The sequence below is a fragment of the Candidatus Thorarchaeota archaeon genome (genome assembly GCA_021498125.1).
Lineage (GTDB): Archaea > Asgardarchaeota > Thorarchaeia > Thorarchaeales > Thorarchaeaceae > B65-G9.
This window is the reverse complement of sequence record JAIZWL010000003.1, coordinates 98,417-124,722: the sequence shown is the minus strand read 5'-3', so window position 1 is coordinate 124,722 and position 26,306 is coordinate 98,417. Positions and strand designations below refer to the sequence as shown.

Genomic DNA, 26,306 nt, shown 5'->3' with positions numbered 1-26,306 from the left:
CGGGACATGTTGAGGTGAAAGGAAATGACATTGTATGAAACTGGACGCGTTTGCGTAAAGACAATGGGTCGAGAGGCTGGAAGCTACTGTGTTGTGATCCAGCAGATGAATGGTAAGTTCGTCATGATAACTGGTCCGAAGAAGATCAATGGTGTCAGACGGCGAAGCTGTAATATACGTCATCTTGAGCCCTTAACTCTCAAAATTGACATCAAAGAAGGGGCAAGTGATGATGATGTGCTCAAGGCACTTGAGAACGCAGACTTGCTTGAGCGTTTCAGAACCAAGGTCCAAGTGCATCATTAGTCCATAATGAGGGGAGGTCTCTGATTGCCGGAAATGCTCCCTGCTGATAGACCGCGTGAGACCCTTATCAAAGTGACAAATGTTACAACAGACCCGGCCTATGGGTTTTCCTCACCGAAGGAGATTCCTGTTGAGCATCTACTAAAGAACGGGGTCATCTGTCTGGACAAACCGGCCGGACCTACCAGTCACGAGGTCTCCACATGGGTACGAAAAATACTTGATGTGGACAAAGCGGGGCACTCCGGAACACTGGACCCTGGAGTCACAGGAGTCCTCCCTATTGGAATTGGTAATGCCACCAAGGTGATGCAGGCGTTACTTCCCGCTGGGAAAGAGTATGTTGGCGTCATGCAACTCCATCATCCTGTCGAAGAATACCGGATCCGTGAAGTCATGTCTGAGTTCACCGGGAAGATCTATCAGAGACCTCCGCTCAAATCTTCTGTCAAGCGAGTCCTCCGAGTGAGAGAGATCTACTACAACCGCATCCTTCAGATAAAGGGCCAGAGAGTTCTCTTTCGAGTCGGGTGCCAAGCTGGCACATACATACGGAAGCTGTGTTTTGATATAGGAGAGGCACTCGGAGTAGGAGCTGATATGAGAGAGCTGCGAAGAACCCGAGTGGGAAAGTTTACCGAGGACGAACACCTGTGTACCCTGTACGATCTCAAGGATGCATATCATTTCTGGAAAGAAGATGGTGACGAGACGGATATTCGGAAGTATGTCCTCCCTGTAGAATTTGCATTACGTCATCTTCCAGAGGTGGCCATTCGAGACTCTGCTGTGGATGCGATCTGTCACGGGGCCGACCTTGCTGCCAGTGGCGTAGTATCACTCTCATCAGGGATCAAGACAAAAGACCTCGTTGCGATCAAGACCCTAAAGGGAGAGGCAGTGGCACTGGGTCGAGCGGTCATGAATAGTGATCAGATAGTATCCAAGAACTCAGGCATTGTCATCAATAATGAGAGAGTCATCATGGAACGCGGGAGATACCCACCTATGTGGAAGAGGCATAATGAATAGGAGCCAATGGGCCTATTACCGCACCGAGCTATTAATTACAGAAACTACTTGTTTTACAGCCAGTGGCCTTGGAGCGAAAGCGCGACTGACGGTACCGGACTAGCAATAGGAAGGTGCTGAGGAAGATCCCAACTACATGCCGATGCCGGTCCTGCGGGAGCAGGGAGGCGAGAGCCTCGCTCTGGGAGCAGAAACGACACGTCCGTACAGGAGATGACAATGATGCGGTATAATCAAGCCGTTGAGGACCTGTACGGGACCGTTGAAACGGCCCATCACCGGGTAGCAACTCCAAGAGTACACCGATGAGGAGTCGGCCCGAGGTGTAGGGTAGGAGGCGTAGTTCAATGTCGCAAGGTCCGCTCACGGCGACGAGAGCAGACGGAACAGAATTGGGGCTACTCTTCGCACCAAGGCCACACCTCATTAATAGTGACCGAGCCGGTACAGGATCATCTCTTGCGTTCGTGGGACTCGATGATCTCTGATTGAAGTGCGACTACTTCAGTGCTGGTCGTACATTCCGAGTATGCTTCAAGCCACTCCTTGTTGAGCGTGAGAAAGGTGGGACCCCACTTGAACACCGACATGATGTCCTCAGCCATCTCCTTTAGACCAACAATATAGAGCGCGGCTGCGATCGCCTCGGCCGTCGATAACTTCACGGGCTTGTAAGTGTTGGTAGGGTTTGCAGCGATCAGATAGGGCAGAGCCCGTTGATGACCATACCTCGAGTTCCGAAAGATGACCTCTGCCGTTTTCCACGAACAATCGAGCGCAACAAGGCCATATCGCTCAATGGATCCCCTCTCAGCAGGGGAGAGAGCAACTTTAGAAACCGGATTTAGGACGATCCCCCCTCGGGGAATACGATGAAGATCTCTGACGATGGTAGCACGGTTGAGTCGTCCAAGCCGGAGCCCAGTACATTTCTTTGGGTCACACTGGTTCGCATGATATATGATGATCCTTGGCCGAGTATCGTGCATAGTGTTCCTGAATATAGATTGCACAAGAGATTTCAAGATTACCGTCAACGAGAGAGAGAGCCTGTATGACACTCTATATCCCAGGAGACCATTGTGAGGTATGCGGACGTTCCAGTGAGAACCTTGTACGTTGCGAGATCTGTGGGGCGTACATCTGTGACTCATGCTATACTGAGGACCACATCTGTTTAGTCTGCGCAGAGGCACGATGCTACATCTGTAAGAGGTATCTGGCGAGTAGAGCGTGTGACATATGCGGTCGTCCTGTCTGTGAAGATCACAGTATGAAGATAGGGGAGGCGACCCTTTGTGACAGATGTCGCGCTGCAAGGAATGTCAGAGAGGAGGAGGCATAGAGAATGAGTCAGGAGTTCCATCTCGGACTTGATGATGTTGATAGTCCACGGGGTGGCTGTACGACTCACTTTGCCAGTATCCTGATCGAGCGACTCTCTGAATGGCCACTTGAATGGCTGGACTATCCTAACCTCATCAGACTGAACCCAAACATCCCATATCGCACACGGGGGAACGGTGCACTAGCACTTCGGTTCAGAACTGATCGCTCAGTGGCCGAAGATGTAGTTGAACTCGTGACAAAGATGATTCCCGAGTACATTGAGAGAGATTATCCTAATACGAATCCGGGGGCTGTTCTTATTGCTGGCGAGCCACCAGACGCGGTAGTACGGCTCTCGGAGATTGCACTCTGGAGGGTACTCTCGTTGGAGGTCACTAAACAGACCCTTCAGAAACTTGGTGCCTGGCATTACACTTCTGGTAATGGTCGAGGTCTCATTGGCGCTCTTGCAGCAATCGGAAACAGACTGATGGGCGATCATACCTACGAGTACATCACATATCGCAACATCAGAGAAACAACAGAGGAGCGAGGGGTCGATCACGAGTCGGTCTTTGAGATGAATAGAGCAATGGGCGATCGGACCTTCTCCAATGTCGATCTGAACGAACACACGATTCTCATTGAACCTCACGGCCCGGATCCAGTATTATATGGAATTCGTGGGGATCGCCCCGAGGACCTCATAGAGGCGGCCTCAATGGTCAAGACCCGTCAGAGGATTGATAGGTGGACAATCTTCAGGACCAATCAGGGGACGGGACAACATCTGGAACACAGGGTCAGGATTTTGGATCTTCGCCCATACATGTCAGCAATAGTAAGGGGGACTGTCACGGCTCCGGGGAGGATGAGAGAGGGAGGACATCTCTTCTTCTCTATCCAAGACGAGACGAATACGAAGATTGAATGCGCGGTCTATGAACCAACAAGACAATTCCGAGAGATAATGAGTCAGCTGATAGAGGGGGATCTCGTTGACATCATGGCCGGAGTTCGCCCCGCGTCAAGAACGCACGGAATGACGCTCAATGTGGAGGGCATGAGGGTCATCAATCTGGCGACTAAACAAAGACTCGTAAATCCACTCTGCCCGGAATGTGGAAAGCGAATGAAGAGCGCAGGTCATGAAAAGGGGTTCAAGTGCCCAAGATGTGGATTTAGACTACGAGAGAGAAAAAAGATCGCAATTGTTGAGGAACGTGATCTCAGGCAAGGAGTCTATCTTCCACCACCGCGAGCCCAACGACATCTCACGCGGCCCTATTCCAGACTAGACAGAATAAATGAGAGGCCAATATGGCCTCCGAACATTACATGGTATCAGCCATAGAAAAGACAAGGCATGAACGTGTGAGGGAGTGACCTACACTCGTCTGCCACGTCTGCCACCGGGCTTGCGAGTACCATCATGAGGAATGGGAGTCACCTCATCAATGATACCAATCCTGAGACCTGCACGGCTTAGTGCTCGGATTGCAGCCTGAGCACCGGGACCGGGTGTCTTGGGACCATGACCACCGGGTGCACGGACACGAATGTGAATACCGTAGATGCCCTTGTCCTTTGCCTCACGGGCTGCTTGAAATGCCGCCTGCATGGCTGCATGTGGTGAGGACTCATTACGATCAGCCTTCACCATCATTCCGCCCGAGTATCGGGCAATGGTCTCGGCACCGGTAATATCCGTGATGTGTACAATCGTATCGTTGTAAGATGCGTAGATGTGAGCTACACCCCACTTTCTCTCTTCACCGCTCATACTCTCTCATCTCCTGTGACTTCGGCCTCCTTCTCCTCAATGTCAGGAGGAACAACCTCATCTTCTGCTACGATCTCTGGAATAGCATCGGTTGCCTCAATGACCTCCGAAGAGGAAGAGACTGTGCGTCGTGCTATGTCTGCTGCTGCGATTCGTGCGGGGTGTTGAGGATCGTTGAGTGGAGAACTTGGTGTATATGTGATGAGGCCTTCTTCCTCAACGGTGATGATCCTGCTGGGTGTTGTGACACGGGCCTGGTCAATTGCAATGTGACCATGAGTGACAAGTTGACGCGCATGATACATGGAACAGGCGAGGCCTTTTCGAAAGACGACACTCTGAAGCCTGCGTTCAAGAAGATCCTCTAAGGTGAGGTCGAGAACACTGTCAAGAGTGGGTTCGCCTCTGAGAACGCCCTCTCGAAGAAGTTTGTTGACGAGTTCCTTCTCTCGCTGTAATCGCTCGTCCTTAGGTAGTGCTAGGAGCTGGCGGGCCTGCCGACGATAGCTGGATAGTTTTGTCCTGTGTTTCCACAGTTCTCTCTTATTTCTGAGACCGTAACTTCCAACCAACTGAAGTTCCTGTTCGAACCTATCACTATCAAAGGGACGTTTCGGTGTCACGTACTTCTTTTTCTGTCGCCTCGGATCACCCATCAGACACTACCCCATTACATTATAGTTTCTTTCTTGATACACCAACAGTTCCACCATGACGACCAGTGGTCCGTGTATGTTGTCCTCTGACTTTCAGACCCAGAGAATGTCGAATGCCACGCCATGCACGAATACGCCTGAGACGCTCGATATCGCTCTTCTGAGCAAAGTCGAGATCTGAACCAATCAGATGAAGATCCTTACCAGTGTATCTGTCACGAGGCCTGTTGACATACCATGCAGGTAGTCCAGCTGCCAGGGGATCGCTGAGCATACTCTCAATCTTCTGGATGGTCTCGTCAGGGAGAAGACCAAGCCGCATCGAGGAATCTAACTCAAGCTTTCGTATGATTGCCTTAGAGAGCCTTAGACCCACTCCGGTGATACGGGTCAACCCCTGCAGCAAATTTTCTTGGCCGTCTATATCTTTGCCGGCCACACGTACTATGTGTCTATATTCTTGCATGGACATGGTATACTACCTCAATCCAACTGAAGTGAGGCTTGGCTCGTCTTTTGGGGAGGCCTTATAACCATTGCCATCAAGCAAGAAAAGTTACTTCGCTTCATTATAATTATTATGGCTCGATGTAAAAGCGCACAAAGTCCAATCGGCAAAACAATAATTTAATTGATTTTTGGAAAAAACCATAACACTTCGCGCCATAGTATGATCATCTGTGTAATGTGATCACAGAGGGGCAACAAAAAATGATCCAAGAAATGGTGATCTTTGGAATCGGAGTGGCAATGCTGCTTGGATTTCTCGTAATACTTTTGCTTTTTGCCTGTCGAGGATTCTCGACTCCATCTTCAGGAGCGGTTGAGAGACCCAGACCCGTGAGCGGAGATGTCGATGGAATTAGCGTTAGTCGTTCATTCGACTATTCGTATGCACCAGGCATCAGTGGTGACAAGGGAGGTCTTCCCGTATCACTTAGAACTGAAAGAGAAAAGACAGATACGTGGGAACTTGCTGAAGAGATCCACAGGGAAGAGACCGACTCCGAACAAGGTCACTGAAATAGTAAAATACCGGAGAGAGATATCATGATTGAATTCATCATTGCAGGCTTTGCCATCATCATGCTTGTTCTTGCATATATGTGCTTCAAAGGAAGTGATGAGGACCGCCGCTATTCGAGTCGGTATGTGAGAGGCCGACCTTCAGAAGCGGAGATAGACGCGGATCTCACAGAGATTGAGATGAAGGCCCGAATTATGACGGACCGCGAAGATCTCAGGCGGCAGAGATATCGTTCAATGTAACTGGTCACGAGTACGTGAAAGAAAAACCTTGAAAAGCAAAACCGCCCCACACGAGATACGAGCCCGGATAGCCAAGTGGTTACGGCGGCAGCCTGGAGACGGCGGTCATTTGACGGCCAGTCGAACAGGCAGCTGCTCTCCCTTTGGGAGGCATGAGTTCGAATCTCATTCCGGGCGCCAATTCTATTTTTCAGTCAGTTCACTCACTCGTCAAGAGCATACTCTTGGCCTACGAGGGGCATCTCACCAATATAATCAGTGGACATCATCTTTCGGACCTGGGTGGGGTCATGAGTATGCCCAAGGACCCAAGCGAGTTTTACAAGGGTGGCCTCGGAAGTCATGTCAAAAGCGCTCATTGCACCAACATCAAGTGCTGAACGGCCTACGGCGTAGAGGGACAGATCGGTCTGGCCAAAAGCGCATTGAGAGCTCACTATGACAAAGCACCCTTGATTGATGGCCTGTTGGATTCCACTGGCAAGCGAGTTCTCCTCAGAGGGAATGTTGCCCGTACCAAAGCCCTCGATGACAATTCCATGGTAGCCCATGTCTACAATACGTGAGATAATACCGGGGGGAAGACCGGGGAAGACCTTGAGCAGAAAGACCCGATCATCCAGTCGTGTGTCGAAGCGTGGTACGAGATTATGGCGGGGAGAACGACGCTCGAAGAGTACAATGTCCAGACCTAGTGTGCCCAAAGGCGCAGGATCGACCGAGTCAAACGCATCATAGGATTGGGATCGTGTCTTCTTGGTTCGTGTAGGTCGATGGACCTCCCCATTGAATACGATACAGGTCTCACCCAAATCGGCAAAGGCTGCCACTCGAATTGCATCGAGAAGGTTTCGTGGGCCGTCACTCCAAGGGGTGATCAGAGGGATCTGCGCACCTGTAAAGACAATGGGTTTTCCAAAATCTTGAACCATAAAACTCACAGCGGACGCAGTATAGACCATTGTGTCAGTACCATGAGTGATGACTATACCATCAAGATCCGGAAACTCATCATGTATCGTCTTAATGGCACTGGCAATCTGCTGCCAGTGGTGTGGTTGAGCATTTGCGGAGTCGAGTTCCATGATCTCACGGGTGATGACATCAACATGACCAAGCCCTTTGGGGAGAGACTTGAGTAGTTGTCTAACGGATAGACCAGGACGCAATGAGTCTGTAGTGGGATCATAGATGCTACCAATAGTCCCACCAGTACTGAGCAGCGCAACTTGAGCATCTCGGCCTTTTCGCACGTGGTTCCACCAACCTAGTGATGACTAACACTGCGTTTATTGATGTTGTTATTTGTCAGATGCGGACTGTATCTCAATGCCGTTCCACGAGAGCCGAATACGCATCAGATCATGAGCCAGCGTCGTTGCGGGAAAGATGGCCTGCGCTTCTTGGAGGATTTGAGAACCATTCTCAAGTTCGTATCTGGGACTATAGTGCGTAAGGGCCAGATGTTGGACTTGTGCATCCCGAGCCAGCTCTGCCGCTTGGCGTGCGGTCATATGACCTCGCTCATCGGCCATCTCGGCCTTGTCAGAAGCATACATTGCCTCGCAGATGAAGACGTGCGTATCTTTGATCGCATCTCTTAGACTATCACATGGTCGAGTGTCGCCACTGTAAACTATCTTGAGAGGCGGGGGCGGCGGTTCGGCAACCTCCTCAGGAGAGATCGTCCGGCCGTTGACTTCAACACTATGACCTGTGGCAAGCTGGTGCCATAGTGGCCCCTTTGGGACACCTAGAGCCTGCGCACGTTCCGGGTGAAACCGCCCCATCTTTTTAGTGTAGGACAACCCATAGCCAAAGGTCGTACCTCTATGCGAGACCGGAAATGCCGTGACCTCGATACCATCATCTTCCAAAACGGTTCCGGGTTGAATTGCATACACACGCGCATCATAAGTAGTACCTAGACCTATAGAGGCCTGAACTGCCTTCACATAATCAATAAGTTCGGAAGGCCCAAAGATCCGTAATGGCCGTTGACGACCAAGAAGCGCCATTCTAAGAAGTAGCCCGGGGAGGCCTATCACATGATCTGCATGTGTATGAGAGATGAAGATGAACATGGGATGATTCAGACCGAGGCCTGCACGAACAAATTGCCTCTGAACATCTTCTCCTGCATCAAACAAGAAAATTGACCCTTGGAATCTAATGGCGATTGCAGGATGATTTCGCCCCTCGGTTGGAATCGAACCGCCCGTGCCAAGAAAGATGATCTCAAACATTCTGTACTCTGATGCCGTGTCCGACCTCATAACCATTTTGACTATGGCCAATCAGGTTGCAAGGTCTATTGGAATAGTAGTGGGATTGGCCTCTCGTCGCACAATAGCATAGCCGCGCACATCCAAAAAATCACCCTGATTCCAACGCCAAGAGGCTGTACGAGTGTTAAACATTGAGGCAACAGAGAGCTGCTGGTCGCTTGCGGCGGAGAGAACGTGAACGGACAACTGATCGATAGCAGAGGTCTCCTCAAGTATTATCTTTGACAGTTGCCAGCCTGTTCCTGGCGGTAAGGCCGCAAGCATGATGGCCCGTGTCTGCGGGCCATTCTCGACATTGAATATCCTTGATCTATAACTTAACGGCAGATGAGACCATGCATGGCTGATAGCAGGAACTGCATCAGTAGAGAGGAGAAGCAGAAGTCGCTCGCTCAGACTAGGGATAGTAATCCGTGCCCGTGGAAGGACAAGAGCTGAATCGCGCGTCAATGCAACACGACGCTTGAAGACCGTGGACTCGGAGAGCCCTGTTTTTTCAACCATATCTATGGCAGAAGCATTGTAATTCTTTCTCAGGGCATCGACTAAGAGCGCATCTGACTTTGTGATGTGCACGGGTTTGACTGCATCTTCATAGAAACGACTGGTAGCCACGGAGTCTCGCTCGTGACGTAGTTGAAGTCGAAAATGCACTTGATCTATGTCCCAAGCTCCGGCCTGTCGATTATAATAGATGTTAGAGAAGTGAAGCCTGCCTGATGATAGCCGCCAGATTGTTGCATTATCAGAGGTGCTCCGAAGGGAACGTACCAGCGCAGAGAGTTCGTCAATATGGTCACGAGGACATGAAACAATAAGAAAGACAAGAGATGTAGGACCATCAGCAAAAAGCACTTTCTCAACATACGGAGAAGATAAGATGAGGGTGGGGTTCTCAAGGATAATGAGAAAACGAGCCAGTCCGATGGCCTGATGGTTAAGAATGCCTCCGATTCGTATAATCCCCGCCTCGGAGAGATGACTGATGGCTCGGCGCACCTGAGCATAGGACAGCCCTATGGCCTTAGAGAGATCGCTGATCTGTACAGAGGGTGTTTCAACTATTGCCTTCATGACCTCGACTTCAGAGGATGAGAGTCGGGATATGTTCTTCAGCCACACTTCTGCGATCAACGTAAAGAGTTCACGTTGAGTGACAATTACATCGTTACTGCGTTCAAACAATATACGTAATCGCGCAAGTAAGCCGGTATGCAGACTGCCGCGATAGGTCGAGACCATTTTTTGTATCTGCTGTAGTTCCATTACCCCTTGAAAGGGAACTACCTCTTGCCCATCCTCAAGGCGTTGGACTGTCTGGAGAAGGGCATATGCTGAAGGAGATAATCGCTGCTGAAGAGGCGGGTCTTCAGGTATAATGGTCATCAGGTCATCCTCCAAAATGCTATCCGCCGTTCTGTCACTAGTGCCATCATAGGTTATACTAAGAATCACCTGATTTAAGCGCGTAGGGGAACGGCATCGGTCCAGAGGGAGTCAAAATATGCACCTGCCATTGAGGCGAACACGACGTGGTTCGAATAGACACCCAAGAACTGATTCTCATTGCCTCCTGTAAGCATGATCAAGGTCTCTCGTGTGTCACAGACAAGTCCAGCCCCAAAGACTCGATCACGAGTACGTACTTCATAACGTGGGGGGATAGAGGATCTGATCGACTCGTCTACATGCGATGTGAGAATATACACATGTGGCGCCTTTACATCAAGCATTTTTTCAACAACCGCATCAAGTTCCTCAATGGACATATCTAGACTTGGTAGAGAGAGCTTGATTTCCTCCCGGGCCGATTCGATCATTGCTAACGCACGTGAGAGTATGGCGGCCCGACCATGAATGACAAAGACATCACGGGTTGTCACCTTGGTCTCACGTTCATATAGTGGTTGTAGCTCATCAATGACCGCCTTTGATGATCGATCAAGTCGCTCCTCCCAAGAGAGCCTAACTACTTTTACTACCTCAACAGGGGCTTTGGCCACATACATTGTAGGACGACCGCGCTGGACCTGAATGAACCCCTTCTCCTCCAGACGACCAAGAACATCATAGATTCGCGAGTATGGAACCTTTGACTTTTGACTGACATCTGAGGCGGACATCTGTCCACCTCGAACAAGAACTAGATAAGCTGCGGTCTCATATTCGGTCAGACCTAGTTCTCGAAGTGCCTTGATAGTATCCTCACTGACAATCAAGATGACCACCAAATCACAGATACAAATGATTCCTTAAGAATTGGTTGAACTGAGCCATTGGAGAAACTTAGTAAATGCACGAGTTCTATGAGAGATCGCCACTTTCTCTTCAAAGGAGAGTTGGGCATAAGTGAGGTCGTACCGTTCTGGGATGAAAATCGGATCATACCCGAAACCGCCACTACCTGCTTCTTCAAGAGCAATCACTCCAGGCATCTCGCCCACAAAGGTCGTTGCCGTCACCCCATCTTGGGTATATCCCACTGCTGTAATAAATCGCGCAGAACGATCCTCTACACCCTTCATTAACTTGAGAATTCCGGCGCGTCCAATGGTCTCAAGCACAAAGGCGGGGTATGAACGGGGAAATCCATTAAGTGCATCAATAAAGAATCCGGTATCATCGAGGACAACAGGTCGCCCCAGCTCTTTGAAGGCTGAGAGTGCAGCAACTCGTGCAATCTCTTCCACCGAGTCGGAGCGGATCTCGAATTTCTCCAGTGATGTGGTCTCAAAATCTACATCAAACCTCCTAAAGAGAGGAGTGAGTTCTTCGATCTTGTGAGGATTATGAGTCAGGAGAACAATCTTAGCCTTTGACATAGCGGAGTACTTCCTTCAGAATCTTGTTAGAACTACGAGCCTTGTTGAGATCGAACATTCCAGTGACATTCCAAATGATGATGTGCCTGAGACCGACATGCACGAAGTCTTCAAGCTGTTGGATAATAGATTCCGCGTCACCAACATAATAGAACTCGTGCAATACGTCATCAGGAACCTCATCTATTGCTGCAAGTGCGGTCTCACGGGACATCCCCATTGGAATATAATCACGGAGTGAATAGAAGTCCTCACCGAAAGGATGCGCATGACCCAATCGGCGCCATTCGGAAGCAGGATAGAGAAGGGCCATTGCTCGGGCAAGCGGGGTATGGATGAGACGCTCAAGTTCCGCAGAATCATTATCCAAGACAAACCAGTTCCAGAGCGCAGGAGTAAATGGATTCTCTCGCCCAAGACGCTTCCGGTGTGACTCAATGGTGGCAAGTCTTTGTCTATAATCAGTCGGACGAAGAAGCGTGGGAATCCAGCCATCACCAAATTGCGCTGCAATCTCCAACATCTTTGGTCCATGAGCCGCAATCCAGATCGGGGGAGGCTGGTTAGGGACAAGTGGCCGAAGGGAGAGGACTGCATCCTTCAGATGCCAAAAGCGACCGTTGTAATCAAGAGGAGTATCAGTGGACCAGAGGAGCTGAATAATCTCTAGTGCCTCGCGTAACTTTCCCACCTGCGCGGAATAGTCTATCCCATAGGGCGTGACATTCACAGCCTCTCCCGCCCCAATGCCCATGATTGCTCGACCTTGACTAATATGGTCAAGTGTCAGAAATGTCTGGGCTAAGAGGACAGGATGACGCCGAAGAGGCTCGGTTACTGCGGAAATAATCTTGACATTCTTGGTCAGGACGGCACATGCCGCCATGATTGAGGACAGCTCATAATAGGTATGTGGCGATGACTGAAGGAGAGCAAGTGGAGTGATATCAGTAGTCCAGAGGCTCTCAGGAATAAAACCTGCAAAGTGGTCGGGGAAAGCCATGCTGTCATAACCAAGGGAGTCGATGACCTGGGCGTTCTTCATCACATTTTCCCAAGGAGGAAGGAAAGGCCCGGGCACACCGATCTCAAGGTCAGACAGATCAGACAATCACTCACACAGCTCCGCAAATCGAATGAGCGCATTCTTGACCTTTTCGTAGTCCGAGAATCGCATAAACTCATCAACACCGTGGAAATGTGTGTCTTCAGCTATCGTGCCATAACAGACTGTGGGAATCCCTACTTTCGTAAAATAGTGACCGTCATTACCACCAAGATCTGCGGCAATTGGTAGGTCTGGACTCGCAACTTCATGAACTGCTGATACAAAGCTCTTTGCCAGAGGATTCTCACGGTCGGACGACCAGCCCTTTGACTTGGTAATAAAGTTCACTTCGGTCTCAATACCAATGTCACTTGTGACTTCCGCTACGAACTTCTCTAATTTGTGGGCCACTTCTTCGGGATCCTCTTCAGGAATAAGTCGACAGTCAAAGGAGATATCGGCGGTTCCGGGAATAATATTGGTCTTACTGCCAGCATGGAACATAGTGATCGAGAAACGACCCCACAGTGTCTGGTAAGGACTTCCAGGAGGCGCTGGTAGTGAGGAGGTCACCTTTCGACGAATGTCTACAAAGTCCAGCAGTGAATTTAGCAGGGGAATAGAGAGATGTATTGCATTGTTGAAGGCAAAGGGATAACCTGCATGACCTTGCGTACCATGGACTGTGATCGTCCCAGCGAGAATACCACTGGCTCCAATACTGATGTAATTTGGACCCGAGTCGACGACTATTGCAAAATCGCCCCTGATCTTGGGAGGCCCATTAATCAGATAGTCAATTCCCCATATCCCACCAATCTCTTCATTTGGGGATATCAGAATCTTCAGGTTGACCTTAGATGATCCCTTTGCAATGAGTTCCTTAGCAGCGCTGACTGCTGCAACAACATTACCTTTGTCATCGGTCACTCCACGACCGTATACACGATCTTCCTTTACAGTAATATCGAAAGGCGGGAAGGTCCAGTCCTCCACATCCCCTGCTGGAACTACATCATAGTGTGTACAGAGAAGAACTGTCTTGTCTGCACCAACATCCATTGTTGCAACCACATTAGGCTGATGCTTGCCATCATGTTCAGGGTCAAAAATCTCTACACGTAGTCCAGCATCTTCACAAAAGGACTTGACCACTTCTGCACATTCTGCATAGTTCTTCTGCTCAGTACTGTTGGTATCTAACTGAACGATACTTTTCAGAAAATCCAGTTCCCATGAGTCCAATCGCAGACCTCCATTCCATCAGTATGTTTGCTTCTCTCTGATTATTGTTGCGATTCAGGTCTGACATGTCTGACAATAATTAGTCTTGATGCGATTCGCTGAGATCTCCGAGATGCGCCCACCACAGAGGGGACAGATTCCACCGCCACGCCCGTGAATCATCAGGTAGTCACGCTTGTGACTTGCAAGCTCATCAAGAGTCTTCCTGCTCAATAATTCACGATACCGGAGAAGCACCATTCGCATCGCCGAATACAGAGCTTGAACCTCCTCATCAGAGAATGTGGCGCATTCCCTGAACGGGAGAATTCCAGCATAGAGCAGGATCTCATCAGCATAGGCGTTCCCAATTCCCTTCACAAACCGTTGATTTCGTAGGACATTCTTGATCTGCCCACGGTACTTGCGAAGTCGCTCGTGGAATCTGTCGAAAGTCAGCTCCGGATCAAGAGGCGACGGGCCACGGTCTTCAAATCCTGAAACACTACTATAATTATCACCTTTAACGAGGTATGTGCGGCTCATGCGTTTTGAGTCGGAGAAGATTAGAGCAATATGATTCTCAAAGATCAGAGCATAGCCATACTTCTTTATTCCTGCATGCTGGTTCTCTGAAATTGTGAATCGCCCGGTCAACATTGGATTGGTGACAACCGCACGTAATCCATTTAGCAAGAACACAAGAAACTTCCCGTCAGCATGAACCTTGTGCAGAACAGCTCCTTCAATTCTTGCAATGAAATCATCCGGTACTATCCCGTAGATGAGAAGTGGCTCCCGGACAAGGACGCGACTGATTCTCGCTCCTGCCAGTTGTGCCGTTATTTTTTGGGCGATGACCTCAAGTTCAGGAAGCTCAGGCATAGTTGAACACTCCTGTGGAAACTTAATAGTATTCCATTCATTCACACATGATTTAATGGGAGAAAAGTACTGTGGAGAAACATGCCCGAACCAACAGTGTACCATATCCAGAAAGGCCGACTTGTCAAGATGCCAAATCCCGGGACCTTTGGAAGAGGAGACTGCTACCTTGTAGATGCAGGATTGAAGATCTATCTCTGGATAGGTCCGAATTCAACTGTCGATGAAAAGTTTCTCACTGCGGCGTCTGCCGTGATGCGTGACACCGCCCGCAAGGGAGAAGCAGATATTGACCGCATCGAGGGAGGCAATGAACCAGAATCGTTCAAGGCACTCTTTGATGACTTTAAACTCACGGATGAAGATACTGAAGGAATCTTGAGAAAAGTTCAGCTTGAGAAGAGAGAGTACAAGCTCTGGAGAGTACATCGACAAGAGGATGAAACCTTCTTTGCAGAGGTACCGTTGTCACGTGACTCCCTAAAGAGCGATGATGTCTTCATCTTGGACACATGGGATGATATCTTCGTCTGGCGCGGAAAAGATGCATCTGCTCGTGAAAAGTTCGACGGCACAATTCTGGCACGCCAGTACGATGCTGAGCGAGTCGGTGTTCAGGAGATCGAGCTTATTGAGGAAGGAAATGAACCAGAGGACTTCCTCAAGGCGCTAGAGTGATCCATCTATACAAGCCTATAATGACCCGGGCGTGGTTCATACACTACACCCGAGTCTTTCATTTTTTCTAATGCCTCAGCAGCGGTATGACGCTCCACAGAGGCCTCCGCAGCAATCTCATCAAGAGTAGGACCAAGACCACCACGTTTCCCGGGATCAAGACGCTTTAACGCACGTAGCACCTTAGTATTCAGTCTCTCAAATTTCTGAGCACCACCCCACTCGGTCTCGGCCTCCTTGTGCAGGGCTGTGATCTCAAGATACTCCTTGAGAGCAGGCTCCAGTACCCTATTCCATGCATGCTTTAGCTCCCTCAGAGTGATCTTCTCTTTCCAGTCCGCACGTGCTGAAGACCGGGCCAGGCGTAGTGCGCTCAATGGCCGTCCCAGAGCATCTGCATCTAGGACACCACCACGAGAGAGGGCAGTAGCGTCCAGTCCAAAGGAGTCTTGGAGTCGTTCCAGACGATCCAGAATATGTTTGGTAGAGGAGTCAACAGAGCGTCGAGTGACCGATGGCGCCAACAACTGAAATGTGATTGCGGACTTGAGAATGGGAAGACGCAGTTCCTCGGCATTGCGGGTCTCGATCCAAAAGTCTTCGGAGGTCAGGGCCATCGGGACATCTGGAAGAGCAGAGGTACCAGTACCAGTAAGCGCACCTACTGAGACCTCTTGAAAGCCTAATGGATCTTTACGCTTCAACGCGAGCTGTCTTAATCGCGCCGCCGAGATGGAACCAGTATCCAGACGCCAGATCTTAGGAGTAGATACGCGAACACCACGGACGGTACGATAGGCACTCCAGCGTCCACGAAGAGTGGGGGGTAATACTCGTCGCATGAAGGTCATCAGGCGTTTCACCTGAGCCTTTGATGCCAGCGCCTGAATTCCGGCAGTGAGACCACCAACAGTACCCTCAAAGGGAGGGCTTGAAACAAACAAGAGAGCAAAGACTCTCTTACTTGCCTCAGCCATTCCCACCCGTTCGAATAAGAGAGAGGACAACTCTTTGAGTGTGAAAGGAGGACGCACCTCTCTCACAAAATCGAGCTGCTGTATCTTAATAGAATCGGCTGTAAAAGCCTCGAGTGTTGTGTTTGTCTTCTGAAGTGGCCCCGGGGCAACAATGCGCTGACCAGTGATCTCTACATACCCGCCCTCAGGGGGGAGCTCTTGTTCCCTGCGAATGTAGATGAAGACACCATCTGCCAACCATGGACTTGGCGTGAGCATGATTAACGAGGTGTCGCGAGTATAATGGGCAAAACCTCGAAATCTATAGATCCGCCCGTGAACATGCTCTCTGAACTCGCGTTGCAACTGAAGTTCCCATGCTGCCAATTCTGAACCGAACTGCCGGTCAAAGATGTCGCTGGACGAGACCACATCACCGAGCCTATCTCGTTCTTCCATGATTAGACGGAACAGATCATCAGCCAATTATTCGACCTCCTCTATCTTACCAGATAGACTCTCTCTACGAAGATACTCCTTGTACGCACGTGGATACTGGCGTGCAAGCTCCTCAATAGAGGGTAGTCGCTCAGAGTATGGAACATAGAACTGGCCGGGCCGCACTTTCAGGACGGCACTGTCAATTATCTCCCGAAGTTGTGGATTGAGTTCAAACCCAAGAAAGTGACGATAACTGCCCTTTGCAGCCACAGCAGTTGTACCATTGCCCATGAACGGGTCAAATACAAGATCACCCGGCCGGGAAGAATAGTCTATACAGCGTTGCACAAGTTCCACTGGCAGCTTGGTCCCATTTTTTGCACGTCCATGATGGTACGGCCTATTTAGGATCCAGACATCTTGAGGATAGTTCTCAATCTTGTTGAACATGTAATCATCATCGCTCTTGACAAGCAGAAGAATATGATAGTGACTCGTGACGAACTTCTTCCGGGTGTAGACTCCGAATGAATAGTGCCAGACAAGATGATTGAGTATGTGGAGGCCAGCAATACGCGCGGCGGTGAGCACTGCCTCTAGATTGGTCCATCCACTGAAGATGTAAGCCGATCCTGTCGGACTCAAGACACGTGCTACCTCTTGCAGCCATCTCTGGGTGAAGTCCTCATACTCCTCTGACACCTCACCGTACCCTTCGATCACAAAAGAACTATCCCGATTATAGACCCCACTCCGCCCATCAAAGTCGATACCAAAGGGGGGGTCTGCAATCACAAGATCTACGGATTCCTGTGGCATCCGGGCCATACCTGATACACAGTCCTCAAAGTTGACCGTGTCAATCTCAAAGGGTCCTACATGGGAGGGTGCCTGTTCATAGAGCCTACGCGCTTCGTCCATTGTCCAATCAAATGTGGGTCTGAAGTAGAACTCGGCCAGATGGGGGATATACTTCCGGCGCTTACGCTGACCACCAGTTCGCTCCGCGTTGTGGGGATCAGTGTCCACATTCATGGCTGGATTCCTCAGTATTGTACGTGTCACGAGCCCTCATAATCTTATCAGGTAAAATGCAATCATTCTGCAAAACAAAAAAGAGATTGGTGAAGGAACGCCTTGCTGGCATTCCTTCGTATACTAGGGTACGCTTAGATACAGCGATGGATGACTTCTGGGCCCGCCTCTTCGAACTCCTTCCTGGAAACCCACATTTACCAGGCTGCCGGGAAACCCCAAACAGCATTCTGGAAGGTCTTCAGGGAGGCGACGATGCTTCCACCGATCCAGACTGAGTACTGACGCTCGGGAGGTGCGATGATACGGACTTCGACATTCTCGGGTACAAGTTCTGAGATCTCGTTAAGGAGTCGTTCCTTGAGACCATCGAACATGGTTGAACCACCTGAGAGTACGATGTTTGCGTAGAGGTCACGGCGCAGGTCAACATCACAAGCCTTGATCGACTCAACGATGTGCTCGTCAAGTGGGATTGTGTCAAGACCAATAGCGCTCGGATTGAAGAACAGCTCGGGAGCTTGGAATCGCTCGGCACCTACAGTGATTGTTTCACCGTCAGGGAGCATGTACTGCTTGTCAACACCAGCAGAGTCGGCAACAATGCGTTCCTGCTCGGGGTCTTTAGCGACGTAACACAGTTTCTCCTTGATGTCACGGACGATCTCTTTCTCAGCACCACTAACAAATGAGTAGCCTCTCTGCCGGAGCAGTCTTCGGAGGTACTCGGTGATATCGCGGCCTGCGAGGTCAATACGACGGACAGCATGAGTAATTACAAAGCCCTCGTAGATTGGTACGATGTGAGTAACACCGTCACCTGAGTCCACGACCAGACCAGTGGTTCTACCTGATGCATAGAGTGACATGACTGCCTGAGTGGCAACATACACTGCTGGTACACCAAAGGTCTCGAACATAACTGAGGCCATGCGTTCTCGGTTCTCTCGGGGGTTGTAAGGTGCCTCCGTGAGGAGAACAGGGCTCTCGCTCGGATCGACCTTAAGGTCATTGTAGAATGTGTAGCTCCAGATTTTCTCAATGGCGTCCCAGTCGTCGATGACACCATGTGAGATGGGGTAGACCAGACGTAGCACACCACGTAGATTGATAGCCTCTTCACCGATGTAGTAGTCACGTGTGTAGTGATCAACATCAGTCATGATGCTCTCGTAACGTGGATAGCCAATGAGCGTCGGCCAGACGCTTCGTGGCTGGTCCTCACCCGCGTACCCGTTCTTGCTTAAGCCAGTACCATTGTCAATGACAATCGGCTTGGCTCCAAGAAACTCGTCTTCTGCCATTTTGATTCGGTCCTCTTCGTTTTTTTGTACGTGGATAAGAAATCAAGTTCTTTGCCCACAGCTTCACAGAACTCTATCTAATGATACAGCTTCACGTATTTAAGCCTTGTCAGGATATCGCCACTTTATACTAAACAAATACTTGATATATGTATGTTGGATATGCCAAAAATTTCCCAACGGAATGGAAGTAGGCAGCCAGTTTAGCAGAGGCCAGCGATCCTTATTTGCTTTGTATCGACAGGTATTTTATAGAAGGCGAAAAATAGGCCCTGGACGGCATAAGACATATATGAACAATATAGGTTATATTGCTTCGAGGCGAAATAGAGGTGTTTTGGGAAACTGCCGATAAAGTGATCCTTCGAGAGGTCGAGAGTGTCCGTGCCAGACGCATAATTCTAGAGGAGATCGAGAAGGGACCGAAGACAGGGAGCGAGCTGAGAGAGAAGATTCGAGAAGACATGATAGAACAGGCAAGACTGAGAGGCGCTAAACGAGTTGGAAAGATGACAGTCACCGATCCGAAATTATACTTTAACACGAAACACCTTGAGGAGGCAGGAATAATTGTCAGCAGGAAAGAGTCGCAGCAAAGGGTCTTTTCCTTAGCACCTCATGCTACACAGGCTGTCCGAAGAGTATTGAACGTGACTCGAAGTACAACCGTCATATCATCAGTATCAAGACCCGAGGAGGTTCGATCACTGGTCTACTGGTTTACACGAGAGGCGGAACAGCATTTCAACAGACTCAGACTGGTAGTTGAGAAGGAGAGGTTTGGAAAAGGGGTCACTAAAGATCTCACGAGGCACGTTCCAGATGGGACTACCAAACGATGGGAGGGCATCTGGGACGAGGTGCCAAAGGACATTGCAGGATACTATGATGGAGGGATTCCGGGCAACCTCATGGCAACGTATGCGTTTGTGGAAAAGATACTGCTTGAGGAGATTCCGGACAGAAATGTTGTGTTCGACCTATCAAATGCTCCGCCAGTCATCGGGCTGGCATTTAGCCTACTGTCAAACGACTATGCGGTCACTGCAATCTATATACACAGACACAAGGCCCGTCAGACGACCATTACGCACTATATTCCCGGGAGAGGCCTCTTGTGATAGAACCTACAACACGAATCCCATGGGAACGGATAGACATCGTACAAAGACTCGAAGAGCTCGTGCGAGTCATTCAAGAGTCATTAACGGGAACACCACAAGAAAACACGAGGACTTTGGAAAAACTCTCGCGATGGACGAAACGCCTTGTTACAATCCAAGATGCTGTGAAACGGATCGAGTCCGAACTCAGGCACCATCTCGAAGACACAGTTGGTGTTTCGCTTGGGGATGGTGAACTATTGGCCATCGCACTGTTCCAGCCCAGCACGAAGAACCTGTTCCTTGAACTGGAGGCACATTATTGTAGAGATGGAGATCCAAGAATTGATTGCAAGATCCTCTCCTCACTTGTGATGATGAGCGAGTTTGCCAAGTCGCTTGCACTTGTTGGAGATGCTGCCATATCCCTTGCAATATTGGATTATCTATGGTCACCCGATGTCATTGAAGTGGGAAAGCTCACCCAGAAGCGAGCAGAGTTGGTGAGTAATGAAAACCTTGCAGCACTGTGCGACATGTGGAGGCTCTACGAGAACCGTATCCACTTCGATCCGCCAGTCGCTAAAAAGTCAGAGATCGACCATGACAAGGGAACTCTTGTAGAAGCAATCTATGGAATCATATACATCCTTCATGGATTGAAGGCGGTGAGAACCGCAGCCAAACATCTCTTCGACACCTCAAATAGACTGGAAAGAGCGCTCTGAGGGAAACTCTCTATCGAACTTGCTGGAGATCACATCGGCAAGCTTGGATGTCGAGTATACACGTACACTGGGAATGGTCTGTTTTTGCTGCTGAAGTATATGAATAAGAGGCTGGGCCTCCTCGACATCAGTCATACGTACAATCTCTTGATGGCCTGTATCTATACCACGAAGAAGAGGGATCTGCTGCATCTCGGTCTCGCCAAGTTTGGGATCAAGCACATCAAGCACGATCTCACCTGGCACAGCATGTAATTCCTGTTCGATTTCAAGGAGTACCTGCATATTGTGCGATGCCTTCCGAAACAGATCCTGAACATCCTGAGGGAACGAAGACAGCCTTCGAGAGAGCACGACCTTGAAGAGGCGCCTGTGAAGAATTCGTGCAACGAATTCGCGGATAAGTGACGACGCGGACTCCGAGAGCCAGTGATAGAGCCCCTCGTCGGTCATCCGCGTAAAGAGACCAATGACCTCCGTCGGTGAGAGATCCTCCTCACGAAGACGCAGATAGGTCGCCTTGTTGATAATAGACTCTGCAATACGTACTGTATGATGCAGATAGAGATCACTGAACATCCAGTTCCGGCTCAGAATCAATGCCTCCAGTGAGTGAATGGCCTTTAGCATGAAGGCACGCTTGTACTCCGAGTCTTCACGAATTACACGACTGGTGAGAAGCACTCGTTCAGCCGGAAAAAGGCCAAGCTCAGTACCACTGAAGTGGGCATCACGAATCAGATAGTCGGTCTTATCAATATCAAGAGGTGAGTCTACAAAGTCTGTGATCAATCTCAAGAGAGCATCTTTCCCGCGACCATGAATCACATCGGCCACATCAAGAGGGGTGATGTCATTATCTTTCAAGACATCGGTCAGATGCGTGTGCAATATCAGGAACTCGCCAAGTTGCGTGTGACCAAATCCGGACCAAGACTCTATAGCAGGCTCAATCGTATGAGAAGTTGGTGGATGACCAACATCGTGGAGAAGAGCCACTGCACGAAAGATCTTCTGGTGATACTCATCGAGAAGATCGGCCAATGGCCGGAAATCACCAGCCCCCGAGTCATCACTATAACTCACCACTCGAATGCATTTTTGTGCAAGAAAATTGGTACCAAGACTGTGTTCAAACCGCGTATGAGTGGCTCCCGGATAGACAAGATGTGCTGGACCAAGCTGTTTGACATATCTAAGTCGCTGCATCTCCCAAGTTGAAATGATATCGAGTTCCCAAGGAGCAAAGATGATCGCTCCATGGACGGGATCTTTGATGGTCTTCTGTTGAGTGTACGACCTGCCTAAAGAGACCATGTGATCATGCTCAGCGAGTGCTCGTACAATGATAGACCATTGTTCGTTCTGGACCTGCTGAGCCTCGCGTATGGCGGACTCTCGAAAGCCGGTCTTTCGAATCATCTGGATCATTTCTGTATCAGAATCACTGAGTCCTTGTGCAGAATCGCCTGAGCTTCGCATGAGTCTCACTCTCAACAGGTAGTGGAGTATGCATTTGGCGCCATATAAGATGAGTTGGTCAATCGCCTTCATGTGGTTCTAGATGCCGTGAGAGTTTGACATGTTCACGTGCGGAGAGATATTCGGCTGTGTTTCCGGTAGTCATTGCGCGACAGTATTCATCGGGTTCACAGAGATTCCACCGTTTCATCATACGACAAGAGGGGGCGCGCCTTTTGCGATAAAAGGGAGGACTGAGCAGGTTCACAGCAACAAGGTAGTCAACAACGGTCTTGATGTTGTGTTTGAGAAAGGCAAATCGGATACAGGGCGGAGCTCGCTCAACCATTTTCCAAGTCACGGTCTTGAATAGTCGATACCAGAGTGGACATTTCTTGGCCTCATACAACAGATCGCACTTTGGGCAGAGCTTGGATTTGATTGCAACATCACAAAACTCCAATCGCCCATCCTTGGTCAGACCTGGGCCACGGAGCAGATGAAATTTGACCTCCGCAAACCATTCAGGAGTAAATGACCGAAACTCAAAGATGAAGGCATTGATCTCTTCGGCCAGTTGCACTGCTGAAATATTCCATTGTACAGGTGAATTGGGCGATTCACCGGAGCCATGCTCTTCCATGATCTTGCCACTCGCAATGTATGATTCTTGTTTGCGTGCTAGAAACAAGACTACACCATTATGTAACGGAATAACTCTTAAATTCCGCCCACTTCTCTCCAGCGTATCACCACCACCATTGAGATTGAGGTGCTCTCCTGTGGCTCACCTAGACATTATATCCGCCATTAGTCTAAAAGAAGCGGTCACTTCACTTAATGTCATTGATGTCACAGGTGACGGAAGAGCCGAGCTTGTCATTACAACGATCAAATCAGACATAAGAGTCTTGAGTCTCGAGACGGATGGGGCCTATTCAACCCTTATCCAAGTGAATGAAATTCCTCCGGTCACAGTCATTGGTGTGGGAGATGTCACAGGTGATGCGCACACGGATCTGGTCATGGGCAATCTCGATAATAAAATGCGAGTGATCAGCCTTCAGAAAGACAAGATCATCAGTAGATGCGAGTGCCCTCTGGGAACCCTTCCGACTGCGATCTGTGTGACGAACGTCATAGGAGATGAAAAGACCGAGGTCATCGTTGCAACAGATGACAATGCACTGAGATGCTTTGGATGGTATGGTGGAGCACTTGACAAACTGGCGCACAAGGTCGTGGAACATCCGGTCTTCTCAATCGAACCATACCGCAATAAAGGAGTGCCCTATACTCAGTTCGTCTATGGCGATGCGAGCAGCTACATCTTCTTCTACCAATATGCTGACGACAGACTTCATGAGAGGGGTAAGATCAAGGCTCGCGCACCTATCGACATTGTTGCCACAGGAAGCATCACAGGATCCCGTTATGATGAGATTGTAGCGATCATGAAAAAGAATATTTCCGTATTTGGTCCCGGGCCAAATGGAATAGAGTTCTATGACAATGTTCGTGCCCCAGGGACTGTGAGCTCGGTCAAGATCGGTAATATCCTTGAGGAATCAGCATCACCGGGACAGGCCATCGTCAGCCAGACCAATTCACTCTTGACCATTTTCTCTCTCGATGGACGCAGACTTATTGAAGAGTACACAATCAAGACAAGAAGTAAATCCGCCGAGTCCCTGATCGGGTACGGCGACGTAGATGGCGACGGCAGGACAGAGATTGTCCAAGCCGCCGGAAATAATATCTATATTCTGTCCGTTTCTGAATAAGTCTAAGCCAACTTGGGCATATAGATCTCTTCAGGACGCAACACTTTGACTGTCTTCAGAGGAATCCGTTTCTGGATTCGTGGAACCCATTCATCCTCGACCCATTTCTTGATCTTTGCTCGGGCGGCATCGATATCGTCAGCCTCTGCATTGACATCGATTCGGATAAAGAGATTATACGGTTCCCGTTCGGTAATCTCTTTCTTAATCATCGCCCAAAATGCCTTTGACCCCTCAGGTATGTCAATTCGGCCTTGGATCTCCTGCCAATGAGTCATTTCAAGCCTCTTAGAGACCATTGCCAAGTCCTTTAACTGAGGCAATTCCTTTAGAGCCTCAAGGACCTTACTGGCATCCCCTACAAGATCTGTGATTGTTTCGAATTCTGCAATAATGTAATGATCTGCTCTGAACTTGGCCATTGTCTACTTGCCACCTGTAGTCGATGCTGCGCCCTGCAATGGCCTACTCTTAAGTATAATGGTATCTTCCGTGCAGAGGTTCTATGCGTCAGTCACTGAAGCCTGAGCGATCTCCCGTGTATAATGATGGTATCTATAGGCTGCAGTCGATATACCTAGGAGTGTGACAACAACAAGACCGAGATCGACCAAGTCGAAGACGGAGAACAGGAAGAGGGTGAACAAGCGCTCTGAACGGGCCCCCAGACCCACATTAAGATCGGTGACCCCAAGACTCTCGGCACGGGAGCGGGTATAACTTGTCAGGAGCCAGCCACTTACACAGAGAACTGAGAGGGTTGGAACACTCACTCCATAGAACATCTGTGAGGGATATGTCAGAGCCACTGCAAGGATGATCAGGGTCTCGGACACCTTATCGATGACCGAGTCAATAAAGGGGCCAGCAGGTGAGCTTCGCCCTCCGAGCCGGGCAACTGCACCATCAACTCCATCGAGGAGCCCCGTGATAAAGACAAGAATGCCATAGAGGAACCCATTATGGGTCAGAAGTAGAGCAAGAGCGGCCAGAAGCGCTGTAAATAATGAGAAGTAGGTCACCGTATCAGGTCTCACACCGACACGAACAAGAGGACGCGCTATTGCTAAGACGACCCCACGGAAGACTCTACGTAATCTGAACTTGCTCGTCATATCAATCGCCTACATGAATGACATCTCTTCCGATGACGATGGAATGTTGTACCTTTCTATTTGATGCAATGGTAGTACCTTGATACAGGTACGTGTTACTGACCGTCACATCAGCCCCGAGTGTGACTCGCGACTCGAGAAACGCATTAGGACCAATGACACAGTTCCTGCCAATAGTACTTGCAGAACCAACATAGGCAGGTCCGACTATTTGCACACCTTGCTCAAAGACCGTTCTAGGGCCGATCTCTAGAGTCGTGCCAATCTCATACGTATCATCTGCGGGGACGACAAGCCCGTCTATAGAACCAGGCATATGCGTTACCAGTGATTCGGCTGCACGGAGGAGGTCACTATGTTGATCGATGTCAACCCATGTCGGGGGGACCTGTATGTAACGTGTACATTCTCTCGTCTCCACAGCCTTGTTGATCACCTTCCAGACCGAGGTCTGACCTGCTGTCAGGGACCGCTGACACATCTCCAAGAATCGAGAGGTGAGAATGAGAGCCATGGCACTCCGCCCTACAATAGGGCCATCAGACACGGGATGACCTACTCCTGTGAGGGAGCCATCAGCGGTACCATGGACTACTGCACCATGATCACCCTTGTACACCGCAAGCTGGAGTATGCAAGCAGATTGAGCCTCGGACCAGCCTGCAAGAACGAGGTCTAGAACATTAGGAGGAACAACATAGTCGACTGGGCAGAGAAGAGTGGGTTCAGGTGGAAGGGCCATACCGGTGGTCACCAGTGTCTGAAGCGGCCCCACCTCATAATCAGGGACCTCAACGATGTGTATCTCTAGCGAGAGGTCGAGACTGTCAACCAGACTCCTGATCTGATCGCCCGTCCAACCTATACCGATGGCTACACGGGCAATCCCACTCTCTTCAAATGTCTCGAGAAGACGCTGTAGCAGTGTCTTACCACCAAGTGGGAGAAGAGCCTTTGGTATCTGTTGAGTGATCGGCCTCAGACGTATGCCTTTGCCAGCCGCAAGAATGACCGCCTGTATAGTAATACCTCCGCTAGTTGACTCGGGAAACTTCAATC

The 26,306-nt window shown here is 49.7% G+C and carries 29 protein-coding genes, 1 tRNA gene and 1 other RNA gene; 11 read left to right on the top strand and 20 right to left on the bottom strand.

What is annotated here, in order from left to right; translation table 11 throughout:
* Positions 1 to 24 precede the first annotated feature (24 nt).
* From K9W43_09540 to rnpB, 3 genes are all read left to right on the top strand, one after another.
* Positions 25 to 306 (top strand): 50S ribosomal protein L14e, encoded by a 282-nt coding sequence (locus tag K9W43_09540; GenBank protein ID MCF2137460.1) that lies wholly within the window; start codon positions 25 to 27, stop codon positions 304 to 306.
* A 33-nt stretch (positions 307 to 339) separates the two neighbouring features.
* Entirely contained in the window at positions 340 to 1,338 is a 999-nt protein-coding gene (locus tag K9W43_09535; protein MCF2137459.1) for an RNA-guided pseudouridylation complex pseudouridine synthase subunit Cbf5, read from the top strand.
* Between the two features lie 69 nt (positions 1,339 to 1,407).
* Positions 1,408 to 1,751, top strand: an RNA gene (gene rnpB, locus K9W43_09530) — RNase P RNA component.
* 39 nt (positions 1,752 to 1,790) lie between these two features.
* Here rnpB and K9W43_09525 read toward each other — a convergent pair.
* A complete protein-coding gene (locus K9W43_09525; protein MCF2137458.1) occupies positions 1,791 to 2,327 on the bottom strand; it encodes a DUF367 family protein in 537 nt (178 codons plus the stop codon).
* 359 nt (positions 2,328 to 2,686) lie between these two features.
* Here K9W43_09525 and K9W43_09520 point away from each other — a divergent pair, with 359 nt between their 5' ends.
* Positions 2,687 to 4,021 (top strand): tRNA(Ile)(2)-agmatinylcytidine synthase, encoded by a 1,335-nt coding sequence (locus tag K9W43_09520; GenBank protein MCF2137457.1) that lies wholly within the window; start codon positions 2,687 to 2,689, stop codon positions 4,019 to 4,021.
* A gap of 33 nt (positions 4,022 to 4,054) precedes the next feature.
* Here the strand turns inward: K9W43_09520 and K9W43_09515 are convergent, their stop codons facing one another.
* The 3 genes from K9W43_09515 to K9W43_09505 are packed head-to-tail and all read right to left on the bottom strand — an operon-like array spanning position 4,055 to position 5,572.
* Positions 4,055 to 4,450 carry a 30S ribosomal protein S11 gene (locus K9W43_09515; GenBank protein MCF2137456.1) on the bottom strand — a complete coding sequence of 132 codons (396 nt, stop codon included), beginning with the start codon at positions 4,448 to 4,450 and terminating at the stop codon, positions 4,055 to 4,057.
* Positions 4,447 to 5,106, bottom strand: a complete 660-nt coding sequence (locus tag K9W43_09510; protein MCF2137455.1) for a 30S ribosomal protein S4 — start codon at positions 5,104 to 5,106, stop codon at positions 4,447 to 4,449. Before K9W43_09510 ends, K9W43_09515 begins: the two co-directional genes overlap by 4 nt.
* Positions 5,107 to 5,125: 19 nt before the next feature.
* Positions 5,126 to 5,572 carry a 30S ribosomal protein S13 gene (locus K9W43_09505; protein ID MCF2137454.1) on the bottom strand — a complete coding sequence of 149 codons (447 nt, stop codon included), beginning with the start codon at positions 5,570 to 5,572 and terminating at the stop codon, positions 5,126 to 5,128.
* A gap of 245 nt (positions 5,573 to 5,817) precedes the next feature.
* On the opposite strand from K9W43_09505, the gene K9W43_09500 reads away from it, so the two are divergent.
* The 3 genes from K9W43_09500 (at position 5,818) to K9W43_09490 (ending at position 6,555) form a co-directional block, all read left to right on the top strand.
* Positions 5,818 to 6,129: a hypothetical protein gene (locus tag K9W43_09500; GenBank protein MCF2137453.1), complete on the top strand. Its 312-nt coding sequence runs from the start codon at positions 5,818 to 5,820 to the stop codon at positions 6,127 to 6,129.
* A gap of 27 nt (positions 6,130 to 6,156) precedes the next feature.
* Positions 6,157 to 6,375, top strand: coding sequence for a hypothetical protein (locus tag K9W43_09495; protein MCF2137452.1), 219 nt, complete (start codon positions 6,157 to 6,159; stop codon positions 6,373 to 6,375).
* 61 nt (positions 6,376 to 6,436) lie between these two features.
* Positions 6,437 to 6,555 (top strand) — tRNA-Ser (locus K9W43_09490).
* Between the two features lie 23 nt (positions 6,556 to 6,578).
* Here the strand turns inward: K9W43_09490 and K9W43_09485 are convergent.
* The 8 genes from K9W43_09485 to K9W43_09450 form a co-directional block, all read right to left on the bottom strand.
* Positions 6,579 to 7,628 carry an asparaginase gene (locus K9W43_09485; GenBank protein MCF2137451.1) on the bottom strand — a complete coding sequence of 350 codons (1,050 nt, stop codon included), beginning with the start codon at positions 7,626 to 7,628 and terminating at the stop codon, positions 6,579 to 6,581.
* Between the two features lie 48 nt (positions 7,629 to 7,676).
* The gene (locus K9W43_09480; GenBank protein ID MCF2137450.1) at positions 7,677 to 8,651 is read right to left on the bottom strand and encodes a ribonuclease Z; all 975 of its coding nucleotides are present in this window, start codon (positions 8,649 to 8,651) and stop codon (positions 7,677 to 7,679) included.
* A 21-nt stretch (positions 8,652 to 8,672) separates the two neighbouring features.
* The gene (locus K9W43_09475) at positions 8,673 to 10,049 is read right to left on the bottom strand and encodes a winged helix-turn-helix transcriptional regulator (protein MCF2137449.1); all 1,377 of its coding nucleotides are present in this window, start codon (positions 10,047 to 10,049) and stop codon (positions 8,673 to 8,675) included.
* A 74-nt stretch (positions 10,050 to 10,123) separates the two neighbouring features.
* Positions 10,124 to 10,882, bottom strand: a complete 759-nt coding sequence (locus tag K9W43_09470) for a hypothetical protein (protein ID MCF2137448.1) — start codon at positions 10,880 to 10,882, stop codon at positions 10,124 to 10,126.
* Positions 10,883 to 10,915: 33 nt separating this feature from the next.
* Positions 10,916 to 11,485, bottom strand: a complete 570-nt coding sequence (gene rdgB / locus K9W43_09465) for an RdgB/HAM1 family non-canonical purine NTP pyrophosphatase (protein MCF2137447.1) — start codon at positions 11,483 to 11,485, stop codon at positions 10,916 to 10,918.
* Positions 11,472 to 12,596 (bottom strand): LLM class flavin-dependent oxidoreductase, encoded by a 1,125-nt coding sequence (locus tag K9W43_09460; protein ID MCF2137446.1) that lies wholly within the window; start codon positions 12,594 to 12,596, stop codon positions 11,472 to 11,474. The genes rdgB and K9W43_09460 overlap by 14 nt, the downstream gene beginning before the upstream one ends.
* The gene (locus K9W43_09455) at positions 12,597 to 13,778 is read right to left on the bottom strand and encodes an ArgE/DapE family deacylase (GenBank protein MCF2137445.1); all 1,182 of its coding nucleotides are present in this window, start codon (positions 13,776 to 13,778) and stop codon (positions 12,597 to 12,599) included.
* Between the two features lie 54 nt (positions 13,779 to 13,832).
* Positions 13,833 to 14,642: a hypothetical protein gene (locus K9W43_09450; GenBank protein MCF2137444.1), complete on the bottom strand. Its 810-nt coding sequence runs from the start codon at positions 14,640 to 14,642 to the stop codon at positions 13,833 to 13,835.
* Between the two features lie 81 nt (positions 14,643 to 14,723).
* Between K9W43_09450 and K9W43_09445 the strand changes: the two genes are divergently transcribed.
* Entirely contained in the window at positions 14,724 to 15,320 is a 597-nt protein-coding gene (locus K9W43_09445; protein MCF2137443.1) for a hypothetical protein, read from the top strand.
* Positions 15,321 to 15,325: 5 nt separating this feature from the next.
* Here the strand turns inward: K9W43_09445 and K9W43_09440 are convergent, their stop codons facing one another.
* The 3 genes from K9W43_09440 to K9W43_09430 form a co-directional block, all read right to left on the bottom strand.
* Positions 15,326 to 16,762 carry a hypothetical protein gene (locus K9W43_09440; GenBank protein MCF2137442.1) on the bottom strand — a complete coding sequence of 479 codons (1,437 nt, stop codon included), beginning with the start codon at positions 16,760 to 16,762 and terminating at the stop codon, positions 15,326 to 15,328.
* Positions 16,763 to 17,782: a site-specific DNA-methyltransferase gene (locus K9W43_09435; protein ID MCF2137441.1), complete on the bottom strand. Its 1,020-nt coding sequence runs from the start codon at positions 17,780 to 17,782 to the stop codon at positions 16,763 to 16,765.
* A gap of 167 nt (positions 17,783 to 17,949) precedes the next feature.
* Positions 17,950 to 19,056: an actin family protein gene (locus K9W43_09430; protein MCF2137440.1), complete on the bottom strand. Its 1,107-nt coding sequence runs from the start codon at positions 19,054 to 19,056 to the stop codon at positions 17,950 to 17,952.
* A 311-nt stretch (positions 19,057 to 19,367) separates the two neighbouring features.
* On the opposite strand from K9W43_09430, the gene K9W43_09425 reads away from it, so the two are divergent.
* Positions 19,368 to 20,177, top strand: a complete 810-nt coding sequence (locus tag K9W43_09425; protein ID MCF2137439.1) for a winged helix-turn-helix domain-containing protein — start codon at positions 19,368 to 19,370, stop codon at positions 20,175 to 20,177.
* Positions 20,174 to 20,887 carry a ribonuclease III domain-containing protein gene (locus K9W43_09420; protein ID MCF2137438.1) on the top strand — a complete coding sequence of 238 codons (714 nt, stop codon included), beginning with the start codon at positions 20,174 to 20,176 and terminating at the stop codon, positions 20,885 to 20,887. The genes K9W43_09425 and K9W43_09420 overlap by 4 nt, the downstream gene beginning before the upstream one ends.
* On the opposite strand, the gene K9W43_09415 is transcribed toward K9W43_09420, so the two are convergent.
* On the bottom strand, positions 20,861 to 22,369 hold the full coding sequence (locus tag K9W43_09415) for an HD domain-containing protein (GenBank protein MCF2137437.1): 1,509 nt from the start codon (positions 22,367 to 22,369) through the stop codon (positions 20,861 to 20,863). The genes K9W43_09420 and K9W43_09415 overlap by 27 nt on opposite strands.
* A 58-nt stretch (positions 22,370 to 22,427) precedes the next feature.
* Positions 22,428 to 23,039, bottom strand: a complete 612-nt coding sequence (locus K9W43_09410) for a hypothetical protein (GenBank protein MCF2137436.1) — start codon at positions 23,037 to 23,039, stop codon at positions 22,428 to 22,430.
* Positions 23,040 to 23,130: 91 nt separating this feature from the next.
* Between K9W43_09410 and K9W43_09405 the strand changes: the two genes are divergently transcribed.
* Positions 23,131 to 24,132: a VCBS repeat-containing protein gene (locus tag K9W43_09405; protein MCF2137435.1), complete on the top strand. Its 1,002-nt coding sequence runs from the start codon at positions 23,131 to 23,133 to the stop codon at positions 24,130 to 24,132.
* A 2-nt stretch (positions 24,133 to 24,134) separates the two neighbouring features.
* On the opposite strand, the gene K9W43_09400 is transcribed toward K9W43_09405, so the two are convergent.
* The 3 genes from K9W43_09400 to K9W43_09390 form a co-directional block, all read right to left on the bottom strand.
* Positions 24,135 to 24,554 carry a hypothetical protein gene (locus K9W43_09400; GenBank protein ID MCF2137434.1) on the bottom strand — a complete coding sequence of 140 codons (420 nt, stop codon included), beginning with the start codon at positions 24,552 to 24,554 and terminating at the stop codon, positions 24,135 to 24,137.
* Positions 24,555 to 24,635: 81 nt separating this feature from the next.
* The gene (locus K9W43_09395) at positions 24,636 to 25,247 is read right to left on the bottom strand and encodes a CDP-alcohol phosphatidyltransferase family protein (protein ID MCF2137433.1); all 612 of its coding nucleotides are present in this window, start codon (positions 25,245 to 25,247) and stop codon (positions 24,636 to 24,638) included.
* Position 25,248: 1 nt separating this feature from the next.
* Positions 25,249 to 26,304, bottom strand: coding sequence for an NDP-sugar synthase (locus K9W43_09390; GenBank protein ID MCF2137432.1), 1,056 nt, complete (start codon positions 26,302 to 26,304; stop codon positions 25,249 to 25,251).
* Between the last annotated feature and the right edge of the window lie 2 nt (positions 26,305 to 26,306).

What these genes read in the sequence shown, in the direction of transcription:
- K9W43_09540 (MCF2137460.1), top strand. Translation starts at nt 25, where the DNA reads ATGACATTGTATGAAACTGGACGCGTTTGCGTAAAGACAATGGGTCGA.
- K9W43_09535 (MCF2137459.1), top strand. Translation starts at nt 340, where the DNA reads ATGCTCCCTGCTGATAGACCGCGTGAGACCCTTATCAAAGTGACAAAT.
- K9W43_09525 (MCF2137458.1), bottom strand. Translation starts at nt 2,327, where the DNA reads ATGCACGATACTCGGCCAAGGATCATCATATATCATGCGAACCAGTGT.
- K9W43_09520 (MCF2137457.1), top strand. Translation starts at nt 2,687, where the DNA reads ATGAGTCAGGAGTTCCATCTCGGACTTGATGATGTTGATAGTCCACGG.
- K9W43_09515 (MCF2137456.1), bottom strand. Translation starts at nt 4,450, where the DNA reads ATGAGCGGTGAAGAGAGAAAGTGGGGTGTAGCTCACATCTACGCATCT.
- K9W43_09510 (MCF2137455.1), bottom strand. Translation starts at nt 5,106, where the DNA reads ATGGGTGATCCGAGGCGACAGAAAAAGAAGTACGTGACACCGAAACGT.
- K9W43_09505 (MCF2137454.1), bottom strand. Translation starts at nt 5,572, where the DNA reads ATGCAAGAATATAGACACATAGTACGTGTGGCCGGCAAAGATATAGAC.
- K9W43_09500 (MCF2137453.1), top strand. Translation starts at nt 5,818, where the DNA reads ATGATCCAAGAAATGGTGATCTTTGGAATCGGAGTGGCAATGCTGCTT.
- K9W43_09495 (MCF2137452.1), top strand. Translation starts at nt 6,157, where the DNA reads ATGATTGAATTCATCATTGCAGGCTTTGCCATCATCATGCTTGTTCTT.
- K9W43_09480 (MCF2137450.1), bottom strand. Translation starts at nt 8,651, where the DNA reads ATGAGGTCGGACACGGCATCAGAGTACAGAATGTTTGAGATCATCTTT.
- K9W43_09475 (MCF2137449.1), bottom strand. Translation starts at nt 10,049, where the DNA reads ATGACCATTATACCTGAAGACCCGCCTCTTCAGCAGCGATTATCTCCT.
- rdgB (MCF2137447.1), bottom strand. Translation starts at nt 11,485, where the DNA reads ATGTCAAAGGCTAAGATTGTTCTCCTGACTCATAATCCTCACAAGATC.
- K9W43_09450 (MCF2137444.1), bottom strand. Translation starts at nt 14,642, where the DNA reads ATGCCTGAGCTTCCTGAACTTGAGGTCATCGCCCAAAAAATAACGGCA.
- K9W43_09445 (MCF2137443.1), top strand. Translation starts at nt 14,724, where the DNA reads ATGCCCGAACCAACAGTGTACCATATCCAGAAAGGCCGACTTGTCAAG.
- K9W43_09430 (MCF2137440.1), bottom strand. Translation starts at nt 19,056, where the DNA reads ATGGCAGAAGACGAGTTTCTTGGAGCCAAGCCGATTGTCATTGACAAT.
- K9W43_09415 (MCF2137437.1), bottom strand. Translation starts at nt 22,369, where the DNA reads ATGCGAAGCTCAGGCGATTCTGCACAAGGACTCAGTGATTCTGATACA.
- K9W43_09400 (MCF2137434.1), bottom strand. Translation starts at nt 24,554, where the DNA reads ATGGCCAAGTTCAGAGCAGATCATTACATTATTGCAGAATTCGAAACA.
- K9W43_09395 (MCF2137433.1), bottom strand. Translation starts at nt 25,247, where the DNA reads ATGACGAGCAAGTTCAGATTACGTAGAGTCTTCCGTGGGGTCGTCTTA.